Consider the following 15,498-nt stretch of genomic DNA (forward strand, 5'->3'; position numbering starts at 1 on the left):
TCCCGACAGGCCCCGCGCACCGCGTGCGGGGCCTGTCGGCCTGTCCGGGGCACAATCGGGGGGTGTCCACGCTCAGCAGGCTCGCCCTCGGTCTGGCCGCCCTCGGCAGGCCCGCCTACATCAACCTCGGCCGCGACGGCGCCCTCCCGGCCTCCCGGGGCGTGGCGGAGTTGCGCGCCGCCACCTGGGACGTGCTCGACGCCGCGTACGCCGCCGGGCTGCGCCGGGTCGACACCGCCCGCTCCTACGGCCGCGCGGAGGAGTTCCTCGCGGGCTGGCTGACCGCCAGGGACCGCCCGGACGTCACTGTCACCTCGAAGTGGGGCTACGCCTACGTCGGCGACTGGCGGGTGGACGCGCCGGTGCACGAGGTCAAGGAGCACACCCTCGACCGCTTCCGGTCCCAGCTCGCCGAAACCCGCGCCCTGCTGGGGGACCGGGTGGCGCTGTACCAGGTGCACTCGCTGACCGTGGACAGTCCACTGTTCACCGACGACGCCCTCCTGGGCGCGCTGGCCGAGCTGGCGGGCTCCGGGCAGCGCCTCGGGTTCTCCACCTCCGGGCCGGCCCAGGCCGACACCGTGCGGCGGGGCCTGGAACTGGAGCGCGACGGGGTGCGGCTGTTCGACGCCGTGCAGTCCACCTGGAACCCGCTGGAGACCTCCGCGGGCGCCGCCCTGGCCGAGGCCCACGCCGCGGGCGTCGAGGTGACGGTCAAGGAGGCGCTGGCCAACGGCAGGCTGGCCGTCGACCCGCCCGCCGCCGTCGCCGAGGCCGCCGAGCGCTCGGGGACCACCCCCGACGCCGTCGCGCTGGCCGCGGCGCTGGCCAACCCGTGGGCCGACGTCGTCCTGCTCGGGCCCGCGGGCACCGCCCAGTTGCGCTCCAACCTCACCGCGGCCGACCTCACCGCCCCTGAGCTGCCCGACCTCGCCCAGGAACCGGGGGAGTACTGGTCACTCCGGGCGTCCCTCGCCTGGAACTGAATCCCCCGATCGGGTGGGCGGTGATCGCTGGCGGTAAGTTGCCGGTGCTCCCCGCCGCCGAACCCCCCAGAGGACGACTGTGCGTCGTGTGCACGCGCTGGCCGCGGCCTGCGCCGCGGCCCTGCCCGCCACCCTGCTGGCCGGGTGCTCGAACCGGCCGAACGACCTCGACACCTACTACGCGGACCCGACCACCGAGTCCGCCGCGGCGGCCCCGGTGACCACCCCGCCGCCCGCCCCGACCCCGACCACCCCGCCCGGGCCCACGCCCGCCGAGGCGGTCACGGCGGCGTACCTGACCGCGCGGGACCTGACCGAGGAGAACGTCACCCCCGTCGAGGCCCCCACCGCGTCGGTGGCGATCACGCTGCCCGACTGCGCCATCAACCTCGGTGCCCGGGCCGACGCGGGCGGGAAGACGAGCTGGCGCTACAGCAAGGGCTCCACGCTGCGCCAGGTCGTCGTGCACACCCCGACCGAGGCCGAGGCCACCGAGGTGCTCGACGCCGCCAGGGCCGCCCTGGACTGCACCTCGTTCACCGTGCGGGGCACCAGGTACCTCATCGACGAGGGGCCCAAGCTCGCCACCGTGCCCGGCGCGGACAGCCAGCTCACCTGGTGCGCCAGCGGCACCGCCCGGGTGAGCTGCACGGTCGTCCTGAGCCAGGGGCGGCTGCTCACCGCCGTCACCGTGGAGGCGGGGACGGCCAAGGCCGCGCGCGACGCGATCACCCGCCTCGCCCCGGTCGCGGCCGAGGCCCTCTCCCGCGACCCGACGTAGCCACCGACCAGCAGACCGATCAGGACTCCTCTGCGCTCCCGGGGATCTTCTCGGGAGGTGGCAGTGGCGTCGAATGCCGGGAGTATTCGGAATTCGGGTGAACATCGGCCGGGCCGCGCGAACTGCATCGCGGCTCACGGCGGTGGTGTCGGTCCGGACCCGTAGGCTGGGCCCATGCGGCGGATCATGGGAACCGAGGTCGAGTACGGCATCTCCGTGCCGGGCGACCCCACGGCGAACCCGGTGTTGACATCGACCCAGGTCGTGCTGGCCTACGCCGCGGCGGCGGACATCCCCCGGGCCCGGCGCGCGCGCTGGGACTACGAGGTGGAGTCGCCGCTGCGGGACGCCCGCGGCTTCGACCTCGGGGTCCCCGGCATGGCGCCCACCGACCCCGACGTGGAGGACCTGGGCGCGGCGAACGTCATCCTCACCAACGGCGCCCGGCTCTACGTCGACCACGCGCACCCGGAGTACTCCGCGCCCGAGGTCACCAACGCCCGCGACGCGGTGATCTGGGACAAGGCGGGGGAGCGGGTGATGGAAGAGGCCGCGATCCGCGCCGCCAGCGTCCCCGGCCAGCCCCGGCTGCAGCTCTACAAGAACAACATCGACAACAAGGGCGCCAGCTACGGCACCCACGAGAACTACCTGATGTCCCGCAGCACCCCGTTCACCTCGGTGATCGCCGGGCTCACCCCGTTCTTCGCCTCCCGCCAGGTCGTCTGCGGCTCCGGCCGGGTCGGCCTGGGCGCCTCCGGCGACGAGGCGGGCTTCCAGCTCTCCCAGCGCGCCGACTACATCGAGGTCGAGGTCGGCCTGGAGACCACGCTCAAGCGCGGCATCATCAACACCCGCGACGAGCCGCACGCCGACGCGGACAAGTACCGGCGGCTGCACGTGATCATCGGCGACGCCAACCTGGCCGAGACGTCCACCTACCTCAAGGTGGGCACCGCCGCGCTGGTGCTGGACATGATCGAGACCGGTGTCCGCTTCGACCACCTCAAGCTGGCCGACCCGGTCCGCGCGGTGCACGTGATCAGCCACGACCCCACGCTCAAGGCCACCGTCGACCTGGCCAACGGCCGCAAGTTCACCGGCCTGGACATCCAGCACGCCTACCACGAGATGGTCGCCGAGCACCTCGACCGCGCCGACGTGGACCGCGTCGCCCTCGACGTCCTCGACACCTGGGGCAAGATCCTCGACGAGCTGCGCCGCGACCCGATGGAGACCGCCGACCGGCTCGACTGGACCGCGAAGCTGCGGCTGCTGGAGGGCTTCCGCGCCCGCGACGGCCTCAACTGGAACTCCCCGCGCCTGCAACTGGTCGACCTGCAGTACTCCGACGTGCGGCTGGACAAGGGCCTCTACAACCGGCTGGTCGCTCGCGGCTCGATGAAGCGCCTGGTCAGCGAGGAGGAGGTGCGCGCGGCCGTGACCGCCCCGCCGCTGGACACCCGCGCCTACTTCCGCGGCCGCTGCCTGGAGCGCTACCCGACCGCGATCGCCGCCGCGTCCTGGGACTCGGTGATCTTCGACCTCGGCCGCGAGTCGCTGGTGCGCATCCCCACCCTGGAGCCGCTGCGCGGCACGAAGCAGCACGTCGGGGCCCTGCTCGACGCCGCGAACACCGCCGAGGAGCTCGTCGACGCGCTGACCGGCGCGGCCAAGCGCTGACCGCCGGGGGATTTCGCCGGGAGCCGAAATCGGACCCGGCGCGGACCGCGACGAATGTCGGTGGGTATCGGTAGGGTTCGGAGTAGGCCAGCCACGACCGGGAGGCGACATGTCCCAGGAGCAGACGCAGCGGCAGGGCGGCGGGGACGGCGACGAGGGTGTCGACGACACCACCGCCGCCGGCCAGGAGCGCCGGGAGAAGCTCGGTGACGACACCGACGCCATCCTCGACGAGATCGACGACGTCCTGGAGGAGAACGCCGAGGACTTCGTCCGGGCGTACGTGCAAAAGGGCGGCGAGTAGGTCGTCCGGGTAGTCCGGGCTCCCTCCACCTCCGCGCGACAGGAACGAAAGAAGGCATGGAACACACCTCGTCCCGAAGCGGGCTCGGCTCCTCGCTCTCGCCCGCCCACCTGTCGGCCGGAACGTCGTCGTTCACCGACTTCCTGCGCGCCCAGGCCCCCGAGCTGCTGCCCGGGGGCACCGGCCGCGGGCGCACCGCCGACATCCGCGGCGGCGAACCCCGCCAGGACGTCCCGCACGGCACCACGATCGTGGCCGTCACCTTCGCCGGTGGCGTCCTCGTCGCGGGCGACCGGCGGGCCACCCAGGGCAACGTCATCGCGCAGCGGGACATCGAGAAGGTCTTCATCACCGACGACCACTCCTCGGTCGGCATCGCGGGCACCGCGGGCCTGGCCGTGGAGATGGTCCGGCTCTACGCGGTGGAGTTGCAGCACTACGAGAAGATCGAGGGTGTCTCGCTGTCGCTGGACGGCAAGGCGAACAAGCTGGCCAGCATGGTGCGCGGCAACCTCGACGCGGCCCTGGCGGGCCTGGCGGTGCTGCCGCTGTTCGTCGGCTACGACGTGGAGGCCGACGACCCGGCCCGGGGCGGGCGGATCGTCTCCTTCGACGTCACCGGTGGCCGCTACGAGGAGCGCGCGGGCTTCTACGCGATCGGCTCCGGCTCCACGTACGCCAAGTCGGCGCTCAAGAAGCTCTACGCCCCCGACAGCGACCGCGACGCGGCCGTCCGCACGGCCGTGGAGGCCCTGTGGGACGCCGCGGACGACGACTCGGCCACCGGCGGGCCCGACCTCGCCCGGCGGATCTACCCGAGCATCGTGACGATCACCGCCGAGGACGGCGCGGTGCGCCTGACCGACGAGGAGATCGGCGCGGTCGCCGAGGCCGTGGTCCGCGACCGCTTCGAGCGGCCGCGCGGCTGAGCCCGATGACCAGCACCAGCACCACCAGCCGCACGAAGGAGCCTGCCCCGTGACGATGCCGTTGTACGCCTCGCCCGAGCAGCTGATGCGCGACCGCTCGGAGTACGCCCGCAAGGGCATCGCCCGGGGTCGCAGCGTCATCGCGCTCAAGTACGTCGACGGGGTGGTCTTCGTGGCCGAGAACCCGTCGTCGACCCTGCACAAGGTCTCCGAGATCTACGACCGCATCGGGTTCGCGGGCGCGGGCCGCTACAGCGAGTACGAGAGCCTGCGCCGCGGCGGCATCCGGCACGTCGACCTGTGGGGCTACTCCTACGACCGGCGCGACGTCTCCGCCCGGCAGCTCGCCAACGTGTACGCGCAGACCCTCGGCACCGTCTTCACCGAGCAGGTGAAGCCGATGGAGGTCGAGCTGTGCGTGGCCGAGGTCGGCGTCACCGCGGACAAGGACCAGCTCTACCGGCTCACCTACGACGGCTCCATCGTCGACGAGCCGCAGTTCCTGGTCATGGGCGGGGTGACCGACCCGATCGTCACCTCCCTCAAGGAGGGCTACGCCGAGGGCCAGGACCTCGCCGCGGCCATCCGGACCGCCCTCACCGCGCTGGCCGCGGGCGCGGGCAACGGCGGTGAGTCGCAGCCGGGCAAGCTGGAGGTGGCGATCCTCGACCGCACCCGCCCGCGCCGCGCCTTCCGCCGGATCGAGGGGGCGGCGCTGACCGCGCTGCTGCCCGTCGAACCGGCCGCCGAGGACGAGTCCCCGGCCAAGCCGATCGAGGACGTCGAACTGCCGCCGGAGAACCCGGCCGAGTGACCGCACCGCAGCCGTTCACCGAGGTCGTCCTGATCACCGGGGCGACCTCGGGGCTCGGTGCGGCTCGGACCCGGTACGGCGCGACCGGCTCCCACGAAGGCGCACCCGCCCGCCTCCTGGCCGAGTCTGCCGTGACCACGTCCACTCTTGACCTGGCCGAGCGGCTGCGCCTCGTCGCGGCCACCGCCGGACGGCTCCAGGTCGGGAGCCACCACCCGTAGACGGGTCCGCCGCGGTTTTCACACGCCGGGTGCGGCAAATTGTGCCGTTCTTCCCACGGACGGGTCCTGGGTTGTCACGCACACCCGGTCAAGGCATATAACTTCCGAATGAGTGAGCTGGAACTGCGCCACCTGCGGGTGATCCGCGCGGTGGCCGACGCGGGCAGCCTGTCGAAGGCGGCGGTGCGCCTCGGCGTGTCCCAGCCCGCGCTGACCGCCCAGCTCCAGCGCCTGGAGCGCAGGCTGGGCGGCCTCCTGTTCGCCCGCACCGCCACCGGCGTGGTCCCCACCGACCTCGGCGCCTACGTGCTGACCGGTGCCCGCGTCCTGCTCGCCGAGGTGGACGAGCTGATGGCGGGCATCCGCAGCCGCACCCTGGCCCCCGCGGCGGCGGGCCGGGTCCGGGTTGGCGGCCCGCCCGGCCTCATCGTGCCGCTGTTCGCCACCGCCCTCGCCGACCGCCTCGACGGCGTGGAAGCCGCCATCGACATCGAGAACCAGCCCGCCGAGCTGATCCGCCGCGTGGTCGACCGGACGGTGGACCTGGCGGTGCTGGAGGACAACCCCGGCTTCCGCACCCCGCTGCCCCCGGTGCTGCGCAGCCGCGTGATGTTCTGCGCCCCGCTGTTCGTCGCCCTCGCCGAAACCCACCCGCTGGCCGGTGCCCCCGAGATCGACCTCGCCGACCTGGCCCAGGACGCGTGGGTGCTGCCCTCGGCGGCCGAGGGCCCGGAGCAGGCCGCGTTCGTCCGCGCCTGCACCGCCCACGGCTTCACCCCGCGCATCCGCCACGAGCTGTCCGACTCGACCACCACCCGGGCACTGGTGCAGGCGGGTGCGGTGACCCTGGCGAAACCGGTCGCCAGGGAAGGCACCGGGCTGGTCATCCGCGGCCTGCGCAACACCCCGATGCGCCAGGAGATCGTCCTGGTCTGGCACGCCGACAACACCTTCGGCGAGGCCGCCCCGGCCGCGCTGCTGGCTGCCTATGCGCAGCTCACGGACACGAACCCGCTCTTCGCCGCCTGGTGGGACGAACACTCCCGAGGCGCTGCTCAGCCCTGAAGCCCGGACTTCGCTCGGTGGTGCCCGAGCGATCCGCTCGGCCGTGGCCGGGTTCAAGGGCCCGGTCGTTTTCGGGGCGTGCCCGGGTGGGTGGATCTGCTTGGGCGGGGCCCCTGCAGCGATCATGTGCCTGGTGTGACCGAGTGGGGCGAAAAGAGTGCCCCACTGCCCAGGCAGGCTTGCACATGATCGCTTCCCCCACCCAAGCAAATCCACCCACCCGGGCATGTCCGTAGCCGGGCTGGCGGTTGCGGGGGTGGTCGGCCGCTGCGCCGTTGAGGGTTCGGCGTGGCAGGCCGCCAGGCCGCCAGGCTGGCGGTTGGCGGGCTTGGTCGGCCGCTGCGTTGGCGGGGTTTGGGCGACTGGTGGCTGCGCCGATGGGGTTCGGGGTAGCTGGTGGTTGGACCGGCGGTTGGTTGGGCGGTTTGGGGTGACTGGGCCGGGTGGTGCCGTCAGGGCATTCGGTAGATCGACAGTGCGCGGGGGCGGGAGCGGAACTCGAACCGCTTGCCCAGTGGTCCGACCTCGCCGTCGGTGGCCACGCGGCGGTAGCCGTCGAGGAGTTGCACGTCCAGTGCGGCCATGTCCTGCTGGCGGTAGACGTGGCTGCGGGTGAGGGTCCTGGTCAGGGTGGCCAGGACGAACCGGGCCCGCGAGTACGGCAGGTCCGCGCGCAGGTAGCGCACGTCCAGCAGGCCGGTGTCCAGTGCGGGCCGCTGGGTCGGGGCGAAACCCTTCGGTGCGTACGTGCCGTTGCCGACGAACAGCATCCACAGGAACTGCGGCCTGCCGTTCAGCTCCACCCGGATGGGCTGGGCCGAGCGCAGCGTGCGGGCCAGGGCCACCGCGCCCGCGGGCCACTTGCCCCACTTCTTGGCGGCCAGGTGCTCGCGCATGCGCACCATCTCCGGGTAGCCGCCCAGGCTGGCGGTGTTGACGAACCACCGCTGCTCGACGTCGCTGTTGTCGGTGATGCGCACCTCGGCCAGGTCGATTTGCACCCCGGTGCCCTCCTCGGCGGACTCCACCGCCTCCTGCACCGACTCCACGCCGACGTCGCGCGCGAAGTGGTTGAGCGTGCCCGCGGGGACCAGGACCAGGGGCAGCCGGAAGTCCGCGGCCACCGCCGCGACCGCTGCCACGGTGCCGTCGCCACCCGCCACGCCCAGGGCCCGGACAGCGCCGTCGGCGGCCTCCACCTCGGCGGTGAGCTGCTCGATGATGCCCGAGCCGGGGGAGGGGTGGATCACCGTCGCCCGCGGCCAGAGCTGCTTGATGTCGTCGCCCGGGTCGGTGTTGTCCGGGCCGGAGTTGGGGTTGACCAGCACCAGCAGGCCCTCGCCGGCGTCCAGGGCGGCCAGCTCGGTGTGGTGGGCGGTGTGCGCGGGGCCCTCGTGGTCGGACTTGGGCCACCAGTGCCGGGTCGCCCAGGCCGCGCCGACGCCGATGGCCGAACCGGCCGCCACGTCGGTCGGCCAGTGCACCCCGGTGTGCACCCGGGAGTACGCCACCGCCGCCGCCAGCGGGGCCAGCACCAGCGCCACCGCGGGTGCCTCCATGGCCACCGCGGCGGTGAACGCCACCGCCGACGCCGAGTGCCCGGACGGGAAGGACGAGCTGGTCGGCCGCTTGGTGAGCCGCCGGTGCACCGGCAGCATGTCCGCCGCCGGGCGCCTGCGCGGGAACAGGTTCTTCGCCACCAGGTTCGCGCTCAGGCTGGCGATGGTGATCGCGCCCACCCCGCGCAGCGCCGCGCGCCGGGTCGGCCCCTTCCGCACCGCGAGCAGGGCCGCCACGCTGAACCACAGCCTGCCCTTGTTCGCCGAGGTGGACAGCGTTTTCAGGGCCGGGTCCAGCGGTGACCTGGGCAGCGCCCCGCTGCGGTAGACCAGGTCCTCGTCGATCCGGCCGACACTCTTGAACGACCTGCGCACTCGTCCGAACATGATCGTGGATTCAACCCGAATCGGTGACCGCCCGCCGGGTGGGGTGGGGCCGGGTGAGCGGCCGGTCACGGTGCGCTCGATAACAAAGCTGTGGACCTCCCCGATCGGCAGACGGTCCGCGTCGGGGTTTGCGCCTAGTCTGGGGGAATGCAGCGGCGGATCTTCGGCATCGAAACCGAGTTCGGCGTGACCTGTACGTTCCACGGGCAGCGCAGGCTGTCGCCGGACGAGGTCGCGCGGTACCTGTTCCGGCGGGTGGTTTCGTGGGGGCGTTCCTCGAACGTTTTCCTGCGCAACGGATCACGCCTCTACCTCGACGTGGGGTCGCACCCCGAGTACGCGACCGCGGAGTGCGACGACCTCGTCCAACTGGTCACCCACGACAAGGCCGGTGAGCGGATTCTGGAGGACCTGCTCGTCGACGCCGAGCGGCGGCTGGCCGACGAGGGCATCGGCGGCGACATCTTCCTGTTCAAGAACAACACCGACTCGGCGGGCAACTCCTACGGCTGCCACGAGAACTTCCTGGTGACCCGGGCCGGGGAGTTTTCCCGCATCGCCGACGTGCTGCTGCCGTTCCTGGTCACCAGGCAGCTCATCGCCGGGGCGGGCAAGGTGCTGCAGACCCCGCGCGGGGCCGTCTACTGCCTGTCGCAGCGGGCCGAGCACATCTGGGAGGGCGTCTCCAGCGCCACCACCCGCTCCCGGCCCATCATCAACACCCGCGACGAGCCGCACGCCGACGCCGAGCGGTACCGGCGCCTGCACGTCATCGTCGGCGACTCCAACATGTCCGAGTCGACCACCCTGCTCAAGGTCGGCACCGCCCACCTCGTGCTGGAGATGATCGAGGAGGGGGTCCAGTTCCGCGACTTCAGCCTGGACAACCCCATCCGGGCCATCCGCGAGATCAGCCACGACCTGACCGGCCGCAGGCTGGTCCGGCTGGCTGGCGGGCGCGAGGCCTCGGCCCTGGACATCCAGCGCGAGTACCACGCCAAGGCCGTCGAGCACGTCGCCCGCCGCTCCCCGGACCCGATGATGCAGCGCGTGGTCGACATGTGGGGCCGGGTCCTCGACGCGATCGAGGCCCAGGACCTGTCGAAGATCGACCGCGAGGTCGACTGGGCCATCAAGCACCGGCTGATCGAGCGCTACCGGGCCAAGCACGACATGGAGCTGTCGAGCCCCCGCGTCGCCCAGCTCGACCTCGCCTACCACGACATCCGCCGCGGCCGGGGCATCTTCGACCTGCTCCAGCGCAAGGACCTGGTGGCCAGGGTGACCGACGACAGCGAGATCGAACTCGCCAAGGACACCCCGCCGCAGACCACCAGGGCCAAGCTCCGCGGCGACTTCATCGCCGCCGCCCAGCACGCGGGCCGCGACTTCACGGTGGACTGGGTCCACCTCAAGCTCAACGACCAGGCGCAGCGCACCGTGCTGTGCAAGGACCCGTTCCGCGCCGTGGACGAGCGCGTGGAGCGCCTGATCGCTTCGCTGTAGGGGCCGCACGAACGACTGGGGGGCCGCGTCGGGTGACGCGGCCCCCCAGTCGTTCACGTGCGACCTGCCTGGTCGGACCAGGTCAGGAGGGAACGACGTTCTCCGCCTGCGGGCCCTTGGGGCCCTGGGTGATGTCGAACGCCACCTGCTGGTTCTCCTCCAGGGAGCGGTAGCCGGAACTCTGGATCGCACTGAAGTGGACGAACACGTCGGGCCCGCCACCATCCTGGGAGATGAAGCCGAAGCCCTTTTCCGCGTTGAACCACTTCACGGTGCCAGTCGCCATGCCTGTTCCTGTCCAAACCCGGGTGCCGCCGATCAGCACCCTCGTCCCGATCAACGATAGCGGCGTTCGCCGGTATCCCACATGTGTCTTTCCCCCGGTTCACAGCCGCGCAGGCGCTTCGGACCCCCTGCGCAACCGAGTTCAGCAAGCAATTATCTCCTATCAAGATATCCAGAACGGCGACCGTCCCTCTCTCATCAGAGCAGGGAAGAGGCGGATCAGGGACGCCACGGAAGGAGGATGTGAACTGTGGTTTCTCACTCTGCGTGTGACCGTTGTCGCGTTGGGGTGACTGCGGGGAGTTCGCACGCGTGTTCGGGCGTGGTGGGTGCGAGCGGGTGGTGGGTGGGCGTTATGGTGCGCTGGTGTCCGTCGCACGCGCCGAACGACTTGTGAACCTGGTGCTGTGCCTGCTCTCCACGCGGCAGTACCTCAGTGCGGAACGCATCCGGAAGATCGTCCCCGGATACGCCGACGCGCCCTCTGACGACGCCTTCTTCCGGACCTTCGAGCGGGACAAGACCGAGCTGCGCGAGCTGGGCATCCCCCTGGAGATCGGCCGCAACAAGGTGGCCGACCCCGTCGACGGGTACCGGATCGCCCGCCGCGACTACGAGTTGGGGGAGATCGACCTCGCCCCCGACGAGGCGGCGGCGGTGGCGCTCGCGGTGCGGTTGTGGGACTCGCCCGAGCTGACCGGGGCCGCGCACGGCGCCCTGCTCAAGCTGCGGGCCGCCGGGGTGGACGTCGACCAGGCCGCGCCGACGATGGTGGAGTCGAAGGTGCGCACCACCGAGCCCGCGTTCGGCCCGCTGCTCGCGGCCGTGCAGGCCGGGCAGGCGGTGGCCTTCCAGTACCGCAGGCCCTCGCCCGCCGAGCTGCGGGAACGGGTGCTCGAACCGTGGGGCGTCGTGTCCTGGCGGGGGCGCTGGTACGTCGTCGGCCACGACCGGGACCGGGGGGCGCCGCGCTGCTTCCGGCTGTCGCGGGTGGTGGGCGAGGTGCGCAAGGTCGGCAGGCCCGGGCAGGTCAGCAGGCCCGAGGACGTCGACCTGATGAAGTTCGTGGCCAGTTCCGGCGGCGAGCCGCAGCCCCCGGCCGGGGTGCGGTTGTGGGTCGCCGACGGCCGGGGCGCCGGGCTGCGGCGGTGGGCCGAGGTGGTCGAGCGGCGCGAGGTCGACGGTGTGCCGGGCGACGTGGTGGACCTGGAGCTGGCGTTCCCGGACACGGCGGCAGGCTGGATCGCCGGGTACGGCGCGGACGTGGTGGTGCTGGAACCGGACGTGCTGGCCAAGGCGGTGCGGGAGCGGCTGCTCGCCGCCGCGGGGGGTGGGCTGTGAGCGGGGCGCAGGATCGACTTCCCCGGCTGCTGGCGCTGGTGCCGTACCTGCTGGCGCGGCCGGGCATCCGCATCGACGACGCGGCGGCGGACTTCGGGGTGTCGGCGAAGCAGTTGCGCAAGGACCTGGAGCTGCTGTGGATGTGCGGGCTGCCGGGGTACGGCCCCGGTGACCTGATCGACATCTCCTTCGACGAGGACACCGTCACGATCACCTTCGACGCCGGGATGAACCGGCCGCTGCGGTTGACCGGGGCGGAGGCGACGGCGCTGCTGGTGGCGCTGCGGGCGCTGGTGGACACGCCGGGGGTGGCCGACGCGGACGCGATCCGGCGGGCGGTGGCCAAGATCGAGGCGGCGGCCGGGCAGGCGCGGCCCGCGGGGGTCGCGGTGGGGCTGGGCGTGCGGGAGGGCGCGGGGGCGGCGAAGGCGCGCGAGGTGGTGCAGCGCGCGTTGGGTGCCGGTCGGGCGCTGCGGATGACCTACTACACCGCGTCCAAGGACGAGATGACCGAACGGGTGGTGGACCCGATGCGGATGCTGATCGTCGACGGCCGCGGCTACCTGGAGGCGTGGTGCCGCCGCGCCGAGGACGTGCGGTTGTTCCGCCTCGACCGGATCGACGAGGCCGTGGTGCTGGAGGAGGCCGCGGCGGCGCCGCCGTACGCGGAGCCGACGGACACCTCCTCGGGGCTGTTCCGGGCGGAGCCCGACCAGCGGACGGCGACGCTGGTGCTGGAGCCGGACGCGCGCTGGGTGTCGGAGTACTACCCGGTGGAGGACGTGCAGGAGGTCGACGGCGGCCGGTTGCGGGTGTCGATGCGGTACGCGGACACCTCGTGGATGGTGCGGCTGCTGCTGGGCCTCGGCGGTGAGGTGCGGGTGGAGCAGCCGGTGGAGTTGGCGGAGCGGTTGCGCCGCCAGGCGGCGGAGGCGGTCGCCCGGATGGACCGTCACCTGGCGGCCACCTAGTCTCTCCCCGCTGTGCATGCTCAAGGGTGTGCGGTTGGTTACCGGTGTACCGGTAAGCTCCGGCGGGTGTCGTACCTGCCGAGTGCTGCCCTCGTCCTGGTCGGGTTGGGGTTGGTGACCGTGTTCGTGGTCCGCCTCCTGCGGGGGGCGGGTCGGGTTCGGTCGGCGGCGGGTGCGGCCAGGTCGGCGTTCGGGGATCGGGCGGGGTTGTTGCGGGCGCGGTCCGCGGCCTTGCGGGTCGCCGTCGCCGAGCGCGTACCATCGGCCAAGCGGGACGAGACAGGAGGACAGCGATGAATCTCGGACCATGGGAGATCATCATCATCGCGTTGGTGGTGATTCTTCTCTTCGGTGCGAAGAAGATGCCGCAGATGGCTCGCTCGCTGGGCCAGTCGATGCGCATCATCAAGGCCGAGACCAAGGGGATGCGCGGCGACGACGAGGCGGAGGCGAAGCCCGAGCAGGCCGCCCCGGCCGTGCGGCAGGCGCCCGCGCCGCAGTTGCCGCCGTCGACGCCGGAGAAGTCCCCGGAGCAGATGAAGGCCGAGATCGACGAGTTGCAGCGGAAGCTGGCGGCTCAGGACCAGGCGCAGAAGAACGCGAGCTGAACCGGTCCGGTCTTCCCTTCTGATCGACTACTGAGAGGTTCGGTTCCCTACGGTGGCGCGCGATCCGCACCGCCGGGCTGAAAGCCGCCGCGAGAAGAGGAAACTCAAGAGTCGCCGGCACAACCCCGACGGCACCATGACGTTGAAGGACCACCTCTACGAGCTGCGCAACCGGCTCGGCCTGGCGGTCCTGATCATCCTCATCGGCGGGGTGTTCGGCTTCATCTGGTTCTTCACGCCGCTGGGACCCGTGCCCGCGCTGGGCGACATCATCAAGCAGCCCTACTGCGCGCTGCCCGCGAACCTGAGGTTCGAGCCGAACGGGACGTGTCAGCTCCTGCAGACGCAGCCGTTCGAGGCGTTCATGGTGAACTTCAAGGTGGGCATCGCCGCGGGCATGGTGGTGACCGCGCCGGGGTGGCTGTACCAGGTGTGGGCGTTCATCACGCCCGGTCTCTACGCGAACGAGCGCCGGTTCGCGACGGTGTTCGTGGTCTTCGCGTCGCTGTTGTTCGCGGCGGGTGCGGTGTTGGCGTTCTACGTGATCCCGCAGGGCCTGGAGGTGCTGGTCTCCTTCGGCGGGTCGTTCTTCATCACGGCGTTGAACGCGAGTGACTACATCTCGTTCGTGCTGGTGATGCTGCTGATCTTCGGGGTGAGCTTCGAGCTGCCGCTGCTGGTGGTGATGCTGAACCGGGTCGGGGTGCTGTCCTACGAGAACCTGGCGAAGTGGCGCCGGGGGATCGTGTTCGGGCTGTTCGTCTTCGCCGCCATCGCGACACCGGGCACGGACCCGATCTCGATGGTCGCGTTGGGCGTGGCGATGACGGTGCTGTTCGAGGTGGCGGTGCAGCTTTCGCGGGTGCACGACCGGCGCAAGGCGCGCCGGGAGGCCGCGGAGGACCCGAACGCGAACCTGGCCGACGACGAGGCGACGCCCGCGGAGGCGTTGGCGCCGGTGGAGGTGGACCCGGTGGAGCCGGTGCAGCAGCACCCGGCGACGCGGCAGCAGGTTCCGCCGAAGCCGCCGCTGCGGGGCGGGAAGCCGACGGGCAAGCCGGGCGGGGGCTTCGACGACGTGACCTGACCGGGGTTCGCCGGTCGGGTGTGGACCTCGGGGTCCTCGGAGGGGGTTCGGTGGCGGGTCTGCGGGTTGCGCTGGCGGTGCACCCGGCGTCGGGGCACGGTGCGGCGGGTCGGGTGGCTCCGGTGGTGGCGGAGCGGTTGCGCGCGGTGTCGTCGCGGTTGACCGTGGTGGAGGCCGACACGGTGGAGCGGTCGCGGGCGCTGATGGTGCGCGCCCGGGATGAGGGGCTCGACGCGCTGGTGGTGCTGGGCGGGGACGGCTCCGCGCACCAGGCGGTGCAGTTCTGCGCGGAGCACGGGGTGCCGCTGGGTGTGGTGCCCGCCGGTACCGGCAACGACCTGGTCCGGGCGCTGGGGATGCCCGCCGACCCGGTCGCGGCGGTGGAAGCGGTGGTGGCGGCCCTGCGGGTGGGGGCGCGGCGGCGGATCGACCTGGGGCGGGTGGCCGGTGGTGCGTGGTTCGCCAGCGTGCTGTGCGCGGGGTTCGACTCGGCGGTGAACGAGCGGGTGAACCGGATGCGGTGGCCGCACGGGCGCAGGCGCTACGACCTGGCGATCGTGGCGGAGTTGGCGGCGTTGCGGCCGAGCCGGTTGGTGGTGGACACCGACGGCGGGGTGCTGGAGCTGGCGGCGACGATGGTGGCGGTGGGCAACACGGCCTATTACGGGGGTGGCATCCCGGTGTGCCCGGAGGCGGACCCGACCGACGGGCTGTTCGACCTGACCGTGGTGGGGGAGGTGTCCAGGGTGGACCTGGTGCGGATGTTGCCGACGATCCGGTCGGGGGCGCACGTGGGGCACCCGGCGGTGCGGGTGCTGCGGGCGCGGCGGGTGTCGTTGGGCGGGGACAACGAGTGGGTGGCGTACGCGGACGGGGAGCGGTTGGGGCCGTTGCCGGTGGTGGTGGAGTGCGTGCCGGGGGCCCTGGAACTGGTGGGCTGAGCGCTTTCCCGTCGACGCGGGTGGCGGTCG

General features: G+C 72.2%; 17 protein-coding genes. 15 read left to right on the forward strand and 2 right to left on the reverse strand.

Annotation, left to right across the window (positions count from 1 at the left end):
• Positions 1 to 62 precede the first annotated feature (62 nt).
• The 8 genes from DFQ13_RS11370 (at position 63) to DFQ13_RS11405 (ending at position 6,783) form a co-directional block, all read left to right on the forward strand.
• The gene (locus DFQ13_RS11370) at positions 63 to 986 is read left to right on the forward strand and encodes an aldo/keto reductase (RefSeq protein ID WP_110079776.1); all 924 of its coding nucleotides are present in this window, start codon (positions 63 to 65) and stop codon (positions 984 to 986) included.
• A gap of 79 nt (positions 987 to 1,065) precedes the next feature.
• Positions 1,066 to 1,767, forward strand: coding sequence for a hypothetical protein (locus DFQ13_RS33750; protein WP_181399931.1), 702 nt, complete (start codon positions 1,066 to 1,068; stop codon positions 1,765 to 1,767).
• Positions 1,768 to 1,941: 174 nt separating this feature from the next.
• Entirely contained in the window at positions 1,942 to 3,450 is a 1,509-nt protein-coding gene (dop, locus tag DFQ13_RS11380; protein ID WP_035280390.1) for a depupylase/deamidase Dop, read from the forward strand.
• Positions 3,451 to 3,559: 109 nt separating this feature from the next.
• Positions 3,560 to 3,754, forward strand: a complete 195-nt coding sequence (locus tag DFQ13_RS11385) for a ubiquitin-like protein Pup (protein WP_035280388.1) — start codon at positions 3,560 to 3,562, stop codon at positions 3,752 to 3,754.
• Between the two features lie 56 nt (positions 3,755 to 3,810).
• Complete coding sequence (gene prcB / locus DFQ13_RS11390; protein WP_110079778.1) at positions 3,811 to 4,683, forward strand: proteasome subunit beta; 873 nt, start codon at positions 3,811 to 3,813, stop codon at positions 4,681 to 4,683.
• Between the two features lie 49 nt (positions 4,684 to 4,732).
• Positions 4,733 to 5,497, forward strand: a complete 765-nt coding sequence (prcA, locus tag DFQ13_RS11395) for a proteasome subunit alpha (RefSeq protein WP_035280384.1) — start codon at positions 4,733 to 4,735, stop codon at positions 5,495 to 5,497.
• On the forward strand, positions 5,494 to 5,718 hold the full coding sequence (locus DFQ13_RS11400) for a hypothetical protein (RefSeq protein WP_110079779.1): 225 nt from the start codon (positions 5,494 to 5,496) through the stop codon (positions 5,716 to 5,718). Before prcA ends, DFQ13_RS11400 begins: the two co-directional genes overlap by 4 nt.
• 108 nt (positions 5,719 to 5,826) lie before the next feature.
• Positions 5,827 to 6,783: a LysR family transcriptional regulator gene (locus DFQ13_RS11405; RefSeq protein WP_052020912.1), complete on the forward strand. Its 957-nt coding sequence runs from the start codon at positions 5,827 to 5,829 to the stop codon at positions 6,781 to 6,783.
• A gap of 452 nt (positions 6,784 to 7,235) precedes the next feature.
• On the opposite strand, the gene DFQ13_RS11410 is transcribed toward DFQ13_RS11405, so the two are convergent.
• Positions 7,236 to 8,729, reverse strand: coding sequence for a bifunctional phosphatase PAP2/diacylglycerol kinase family protein (locus DFQ13_RS11410; RefSeq protein ID WP_035290591.1), 1,494 nt, complete (start codon positions 8,727 to 8,729; stop codon positions 7,236 to 7,238).
• A gap of 147 nt (positions 8,730 to 8,876) precedes the next feature.
• Between DFQ13_RS11410 and pafA the strand changes: the two genes are divergently transcribed.
• The gene (gene pafA / locus DFQ13_RS11415) at positions 8,877 to 10,235 is read left to right on the forward strand and encodes a Pup--protein ligase (protein WP_035290589.1); all 1,359 of its coding nucleotides are present in this window, start codon (positions 8,877 to 8,879) and stop codon (positions 10,233 to 10,235) included.
• 82 nt (positions 10,236 to 10,317) lie between these two features.
• Here pafA and DFQ13_RS11420 read toward each other — a convergent pair whose 3' ends face one another.
• Positions 10,318 to 10,521, reverse strand: coding sequence for a cold-shock protein (locus DFQ13_RS11420; protein WP_035290586.1), 204 nt, complete (start codon positions 10,519 to 10,521; stop codon positions 10,318 to 10,320).
• A gap of 365 nt (positions 10,522 to 10,886) precedes the next feature.
• Between DFQ13_RS11420 and DFQ13_RS11425 the strand changes: the two genes are divergently transcribed.
• From DFQ13_RS11425 to DFQ13_RS11450, 6 genes are all read left to right on the forward strand, one after another.
• Positions 10,887 to 11,861: a helix-turn-helix transcriptional regulator gene (locus tag DFQ13_RS11425; protein ID WP_035290583.1), complete on the forward strand. Its 975-nt coding sequence runs from the start codon at positions 10,887 to 10,889 to the stop codon at positions 11,859 to 11,861.
• Positions 11,858 to 12,832, forward strand: a complete 975-nt coding sequence (locus DFQ13_RS11430) for a helix-turn-helix transcriptional regulator (protein WP_110079780.1) — start codon at positions 11,858 to 11,860, stop codon at positions 12,830 to 12,832. The genes DFQ13_RS11425 and DFQ13_RS11430 overlap by 4 nt, the downstream gene beginning before the upstream one ends.
• A 66-nt stretch (positions 12,833 to 12,898) precedes the next feature.
• A complete protein-coding gene (locus DFQ13_RS11435; protein WP_035290579.1) occupies positions 12,899 to 13,129 on the forward strand; it encodes a bacteriophage holin in 231 nt (76 codons plus the stop codon).
• Positions 13,130 to 13,164: 35 nt separating this feature from the next.
• Complete coding sequence (locus DFQ13_RS11440) at positions 13,165 to 13,440, forward strand: twin-arginine translocase TatA/TatE family subunit (RefSeq protein WP_407643154.1); 276 nt, start codon at positions 13,165 to 13,167, stop codon at positions 13,438 to 13,440.
• A gap of 136 nt (positions 13,441 to 13,576) precedes the next feature.
• The gene (gene tatC / locus DFQ13_RS11445; protein ID WP_110079782.1) at positions 13,577 to 14,527 is read left to right on the forward strand and encodes a twin-arginine translocase subunit TatC; all 951 of its coding nucleotides are present in this window, start codon (positions 13,577 to 13,579) and stop codon (positions 14,525 to 14,527) included.
• 59 nt (positions 14,528 to 14,586) lie between these two features.
• A complete protein-coding gene (locus DFQ13_RS11450; protein ID WP_084176448.1) occupies positions 14,587 to 15,468 on the forward strand; it encodes a diacylglycerol/lipid kinase family protein in 882 nt (293 codons plus the stop codon).
• Positions 15,469 to 15,498: the final 30 nt, after the last annotated feature.

The organism is Actinokineospora spheciospongiae (assembly GCF_003182415.1).
Lineage (GTDB): Bacteria > Actinomycetota > Actinomycetes > Mycobacteriales > Pseudonocardiaceae > Actinokineospora > Actinokineospora spheciospongiae.